Source organism: Pseudomonas sp. ICMP 8385 (assembly GCF_002699915.1).
GTDB classification, from domain to species: domain Bacteria; phylum Pseudomonadota; class Gammaproteobacteria; order Pseudomonadales; family Pseudomonadaceae; genus Aquipseudomonas; species Aquipseudomonas gessardii.
The window spans coordinates 252-4,659 of sequence record NZ_LKBY01000171.1; the positions used below are offsets into that span (position 1 = coordinate 252).

The following is a 4,408-nucleotide window of genomic DNA, read 5'->3' on the forward strand; positions in this document are numbered from 1 at the left end:
CCCACCTCGATCTTCAGGGTTTGGAGGATTGCATTTCAGCTGCCACCGCAGGATGCATACGGTACTCAATGTACTGAAGATCCAAGGTGGGAGCTGGCTTGCCAGCGATAGCGGTGGGTCAGCCAGCATCCCTCCCAGCCATGCCGCCGCCATCGCAGCCTCGCAGCTCGACAGCTCCCACCTCGATCTTCAGGGTTTGGAGGATTGCATTTCACTGCCACCGCAGGATGCATACGGTACTCAATGTACTGAGGATCCAAGGTGGGAGCTGGCTTGCCTGCGATAGCGGCGGGTCAGCCAACATCAACTCCAGCAATGCCACCGCCATCGCAGCCTCGCTGGAGCTCGACAGCTCCACCTCGATCTTCAGGGTTTGGAGGATTGCATTTCAGCTGCCACATCTGATCCTCATTGCTGCAACTGCAGGGCCTCACGCTTGAAAAAACGCTTCTGCTCAAATGGAATCTCTTCGCGGTCGCCATAGGGCGCGCTGTACCAGCTGCCGTAGGTTGGGTTCGGCAGCAGGAACCAGCGTTGGCCGAACCAGCCCACATAGGGTTCGACCGCCCGGCGTTGGGCGGCCAGGGTGTTGTGTTCGGCCTGGACGAAATCCCCCAGGGAATCCCCGACCATCAACAACACCCGCGCCTGGCTGGCGACCCACTGGCGGCGGCAGTTTTTGCCGTAGCCGGCCTGTTCGCAATGGCCGGTCGGGGTGGCGGCCGCCAGTACCTGTTCGTTGCTGTCCACCGGGAAGCCGCGCAGGCGCAGGTTGGCGACGGTGGCCTGGACCTGGTTGTGCTCACGGTTGGTCAGGTAATACACCTTGATCCCGCGCTGCCGCGCCGCCTGCAAGAACGCCACGGCGCCGGGCAGGGCCTGGGCCTTGGCCTGGTCGACCCAGGTGTTCCAGCGGTCATAGGCGTAGACCTGATTATTGATGATGTCCCGCGCGTTGAGCGGCACATTGTCCAGCAGGGTTTCGTCGATATCGACAATCACTGCCGGCGGCAGGCCGCTCAGGTTGCGCGGGGCAAAGGGCAGGGCGTCCCAGCCCTGGGTGGCCAGGGCCACGTCGAGCTGGCGGGTGGCGTCGGCGAACACCTGGCGATAGATCAACTCGTGTTCGATGGAGGTCTGGGTCCACAGAACGGCATCCAGTTGGTCATTGGCCGGTGGGTGCTGTTGGCAGCCGGCCAGGAGTGAAGAGAACAGGCAGATGCTGGCGAAGGTGAGATTGCGCATAAAGGCTCGGCCTCAAGAGTGAAGGGGCGCTCAGGGCCAGCACATTAGCCTAATCGACCAGGTTTGTGCGTGACCTGCGTATGATCCGCGGCTTCCAACCGCAGACCTCTTCAAGGATTCGGCCCATGCGCCTGCGACAACCCCTGCTTGTTCTTTCCCCACGCTGGCTCGGCTTGGGGGCTGCCCTGACATTCAGCCACCTGGCCCAGGCCCAGGAGGCATTGCAGTTGGCGCCGCTGCAAGTCACCAGCCCTGAACTGAGTGAAGGCGAAGCGGCCCAGGCGCAACTCAAGCAGGTGCCTGGCGCCACCAACTACGTTGACATGGCAAGCGTCGAGCAGGGGCGGGTCAGCAGCAATGAAGATGTGCTCAAGTACCAGGCCGGTATCTACGCCAAGGCGGCGAATAACGAAGGGGTGAAAATCTCCATTCGCGGCTCGGGCATCAACCGTGGCCCCGGCAGCCACGCATCCGGTTTGTATGAAACCATCGACGGCCTGCCACTCACCGGCCCCGGCGGTACGCCTTATGAGCTCAAGGACCCGTTGTGGCTCAGCCGGGTCGAAGTGCTGCGCGGCGCCAACGGGTTTGACCGGGGGGCATTGGCCCTGGGCGGGGCGGTCAACTATGTGACCCACACCGGCTACGATGCCCCCAGGTTGCGTGTGCGTTACGGGGCTGGCAGCCACGGTTATGCCCAGCGGGAAATCAGCTCCGGGCAAGTGCTGGGCGATGCCGACTATTACATCAGCCTGACCGACACTGACGATGATGGCTTCCAGCAACAGAGCGCCGGCAGTGGCAAGGGCGTGGCGGCCAACTTCGGCTACCGGTTCAACCCGGACCTGGAAACCCGCTTCTATTTGCGTTACCGCGAAACCGCCAACGACAGCCCCGGCAAACTCACGCGCCAGCAGATCGAGCACAGCCCGCGCGCAGCCAACGCCCTCAACCTGGCACGCGACTCCAAGCGCTTGCAGCCGGGCTCTACCTGGATCGCCAACAAGACCACGCTGCAATTGGACGATAACTCCCGCGTTGAAGCGGGGCTGGTGTACCACGACTACCCCATGGACCTGCGCGAAGGCACCAACCGCCTCAAGGTGGCGTATACCGATATCAGCGGCACCTTGAACTACATCCGCCAGGACACGCTGCTGGGGCGCGCCAGCCAGACCACGGTCGGCCTGCGCACCACCCAGGGCCTGCCCAATAACGGTGTGTCGGAGTACGTGCGCGTGCCTGCCGGGACCACCGCCGGTTTCGCCCCGGGGACCAAGACCCGTGACTACAGTTACCTGGGGTCGGATACGGTGCTGCACATGAGCAACGACCTGGAACTGCTGCCCGACCTGTGGCTGACCACCGGCCTTGCGGCGATCTATACCCGCCGCGAAACCGAAGTCACCTACCCCGAAACCCATGCTCCCTTGAGCACTCATGACTGGGACTATGCCCCGCGCGTGGGCCTGCGCTATGACTTCAACCCGCAGTTGCAGGTGTATGGCAACCTGAGCCGCTCGGTGGAGCCGCCGCATGCCTGGTCGATGATCTGGGGTTCCAATAAGTTTTTTGCCAACGATGCTGATAATCCGGCATCGGGCTTGACCCGCGAAGGCGTGGAACTGCAAAACCAGACCGCCACCACCCTGGAAGTGGGGGGGCGCGGCGAAGCCTGGTTCGGCCAATGGGACCTGGCGGTGTACCACTCGCTGGTGCGTCATGAACTGCTCAGCGTCGAGACCCAGGCGGCAAGCTCCACGAGTTCGCAGGTGGTTGCCGAATCCAACGCCAGCCCGACTATCCACCAGGGCCTGGAACTGAGTCTCACCAGCGCGCTGTGGGACGCTGGCAATACCGGCCGCCTGGCCCTGCGCCAGGCCTATACCTTCAGTAACTTCCATTACCGCGATGACCCGCGATTTGGCGACAACACGCTGCCCGGCATCCCCAGGCACTACTACCAGGCGCAGTTGCGCTACAGCCATCCCAGTGGTTTTTTCAGCAGCCTCAATGGCGAGTATTCCTCGCGGGTGGCGGTGGACTATGCCAATTCCTACTATGCAGCGGCCTATGGCTTGTTGGGCGCGACCATCGGTTATGACGCACCGAAACAGGACTGGCAAGCCTGGGTCGACCTGCGCAACCTGACCCGCCAGCGCTACGCCAATACCGTGACCCCGGGGTATGACGACCATGGCCGCGATATGGCGCGCTCGACGCCGGGCGATGGCATGGGGGTGTATGCCGGGGTGTCCTGGAGCCTGCGTTAAGTCTATCCATCCCCATATGGCTTTTCATCATTGCCCTTGACGCTCTATCATCCGCCCCAGCACCTCCGGCCATGGAGACGCTCCATCAACTAAGGAAGTCGTAATGCACATTGGAAAAATGCTGGGGTTGGCCCTGATGATGTTGGCAGTGAGTGGCTGCGCCAGCTTCACCAAGGACGAAGTCGCGCCAGTCACCCTGCCATCGAAGGCGAGTTTCGCCAACAAGCCGAACGTCTATGTCGACTTTGATTTCTATCAAGGCGAACCGACCAACGCTGCCGCTGCCGAAGTCCCCCAGGCGCGGGATATGCTGCGTCCGCAACTGCAAAAGATCCTCACCGATTCCGGCCTGTTCGGCCGTGTGACCCTGGATGAGTTCCAGAAGCAGCCGGGCGACTACAGCCTGCGCCTGAAGGTCTACAACCATCCGCCAGGGGGCGGTCAGATGGTACTGGCCTTTATCAGCGGCTTTACCTTCACCATTATCCCGGCGTTGGGTACCGACCAGTACACCATGAGCCTGGAAGCCCTGGACCCCCAAGGCCAGGCGCTGAGCAAAGGCAGCAACCATGATGCGATCAACACCTGGTTGGGTATCTGGTTTATCCCGATGATGGCCTACACGCCAAAAGAAGCGGTGACCGACACCTTTACGCGCCAGGTCAATGCGTTGCTCAAGCAGATGGTCGAGAGCAACAACCTGAAGTACTCGGCACTGGATGGCGGTGTGCCGCGAGCCTGATTCCGGGCTGCAAAAAAAGGGAGCCGGCTGACCGGCTCCCTTTTTTTTACCTGTGTGTCCCGTCCTGAATAAGGTTTACACCTTCTGATCTGTTTTTCAGGAGGACGTAATGGAATCAGCAAAAAGGCGTAGTCAGCGCGACTACACG

3 protein-coding genes are annotated in these 4,408 nt (G+C 61.6%); 2 read left to right on the forward strand and 1 reads right to left on the reverse strand.

The annotated features are described in order from the left end of the window. Positions 1–408 precede the first annotated feature (408 nt). Positions 409–1,245 carry a 5'-nucleotidase, lipoprotein e(P4) family gene (locus tag AO268_RS32115; RefSeq protein ID WP_099170902.1) on the reverse strand — a complete coding sequence of 279 codons (837 nt, stop codon included), beginning with the start codon at positions 1,243–1,245 and terminating at the stop codon, positions 409–411. A 125-nt stretch (positions 1,246–1,370) separates the two neighbouring features. Here AO268_RS32115 and AO268_RS32120 point away from each other — a divergent pair, with 125 nt between their 5' ends. Continuing rightward, complete coding sequence (locus AO268_RS32120) at positions 1,371–3,518, forward strand: TonB-dependent receptor family protein (protein ID WP_099170903.1); 2,148 nt, start codon at positions 1,371–1,373, stop codon at positions 3,516–3,518. A 103-nt stretch (positions 3,519–3,621) separates the two neighbouring features. Further along, positions 3,622–4,260 carry a hypothetical protein gene (locus tag AO268_RS32125; RefSeq protein WP_099170904.1) on the forward strand — a complete coding sequence of 213 codons (639 nt, stop codon included), beginning with the start codon at positions 3,622–3,624 and terminating at the stop codon, positions 4,258–4,260. Positions 4,261–4,408 lie beyond the last annotated feature (148 nt).